Below are 1,479 nucleotides of genomic sequence, written 5' to 3'. Positions count from 1 at the left end.
ATATGAGCGCTTGTCTCGTGGGCTCGGAGTTGTGTTTAAGAGACAGCCTCCAGCAGCGTCCGGGTCGCCGCGCCGACCACGCGTTCGTCGAACGTCTCGTCGCTGTCGCCGGTGAGCAGCACCACCTCGGCGGCGACCCGCTGCGGACGCGGCAGGTCCACCACCAGGTCGGCCAGCGGGCGGAGCAGGTCGGCGAGCGCGGCGAACGGCAGGTCGGTCTCGCACTCGGTCGGCGCGCAGGTGAGCACCGACCATCCGGCCCGGGTCGCCTCGGTGACCAGGGCCCGCAGCAGGGTCGTCTTGCCGATCCCGGCCGGACCTTCCAACAGCACCGGGCCGGGCTCGCCCAGCGTGCGCCAGGCCAGGTCGAACAGGTCGTCCCGGCCGACGAGCGAACGCGGCATGTGGCGATTGTGGCACCGGCCGGCGTCGATGGGCATCAGGCGCTCGGCGCGCCGGGGCGGTCGGTCGGCCGGGGTCCGTTCAGGCGTGTGGCGTCCGGCTCGGCGGGATGCCACAGGCGGTTCGTGCGTCGCGTCGGCCGGTGCTCGATCGTTGCCGAAGACGGGAGGCGTCGTCGTCGGCCGGCGCACCACGCCTCCGGGCGTGCGGTGCACGCGGCTGGATGATCACGATGGGTGTCCGAAGGAGAGGTAGCGGCACGACGTACGCCGGAGAGGGGTGGGGTGTTGGAGGGTAGTGATCCGACTGACGTCGTCCGCCGGGCGACGGCTGAAGCGCTTCGGCGGATCGCCGGGGAGACGGTCCTGATCGGCATCGTGGGGAGCCGGCTGGGGGCACTGGGGGACGGCCTGCGGGACGTCCTGCGCGCGGCGCTGGTGACGCAGCGGGTGGCGGCGCCGCTGCGGCTGATCGGGCTGTGTCGCGAACTCGACCTCGGGCCCGACGCGTTCGACCTGCTGGGACACCATCTGCTGGGAGCGCTGGTCGGGCACCGGCCCGGACCGGACGCACTGGTACGCGCCGGCGGTGCGCTGGGGTTGGCGCGACGGGAACTCTTCGTCCCCCACGGTGCGGAGTCGGACGACACGGTCCGGGTGCTCCGTCCGCACACCGGTCGCGGCAACAGCGCGAACGCCCGCTACCGCGCGACGAAACCGCCGGAGCACCTGCCCTCGCCGCCCGCCTGGACCTGCACCGGCTGCGGCCAGGAATGGCCGTGCCCGGTCAAGCAGAGCCAGTTGCTGGCGGAGTTCGGGGGAGCGCGGGCCGCACTCGCGGTCTATCTGGGGTCGTGTCTGCTCGCCGCCGCCCGGGATCTGCCCGGGTTACCGCCGGCCCACGCCCGAGACCGGTTCCTCGGCTGGTTGCCGCGCCGACCGTGCTGAGCACGGTCACCGGTCGGGCCGGAGCGGAGACATTCCCGCACCGACCCGACCGGGTCTCTCAACGTGCGGTGGGCTCGGGCGCGGTGCCGTTGGCCGCGACGACCGGGTGCCCGGACTCGTCCTCGGCGGG

2 protein-coding genes are annotated in these 1,479 nt (G+C 73.6%); one reads left to right on the top strand and one right to left on the bottom strand.

Annotation, left to right across the window (positions count from 1 at the left end; all coding sequences use genetic code 11):
* Nucleotides 1-35 precede the first annotated feature (35 nt).
* On the bottom strand, nt 36-404 hold the full coding sequence (locus EYA84_RS31755; protein ID WP_131057844.1) for an ATP-binding protein: 369 nt from the start codon (nt 402-404) through the stop codon (nt 36-38).
* A gap of 375 nt (nt 405-779) precedes the next feature.
* Here EYA84_RS31755 and EYA84_RS33795 point away from each other — a divergent pair, with 375 nt between their 5' ends.
* Nucleotides 780-1,349 carry a hypothetical protein gene (locus EYA84_RS33795; RefSeq protein ID WP_236146078.1) on the top strand — a complete coding sequence of 190 codons (570 nt, stop codon included), beginning with the start codon at nt 780-782 and terminating at the stop codon, nt 1,347-1,349.
* Nucleotides 1,350-1,479 lie beyond the last annotated feature (130 nt).

This window comes from Verrucosispora sp. SN26_14.1, from assembly GCF_004307965.1.
In the GTDB taxonomy this organism is placed as follows: Bacteria; Actinomycetota; Actinomycetes; order Mycobacteriales; family Micromonosporaceae; genus Micromonospora.
The sequence above is the reverse complement of the archived record's forward strand: the minus strand, read 5'-3'. Positions and strand labels throughout refer to the sequence as shown.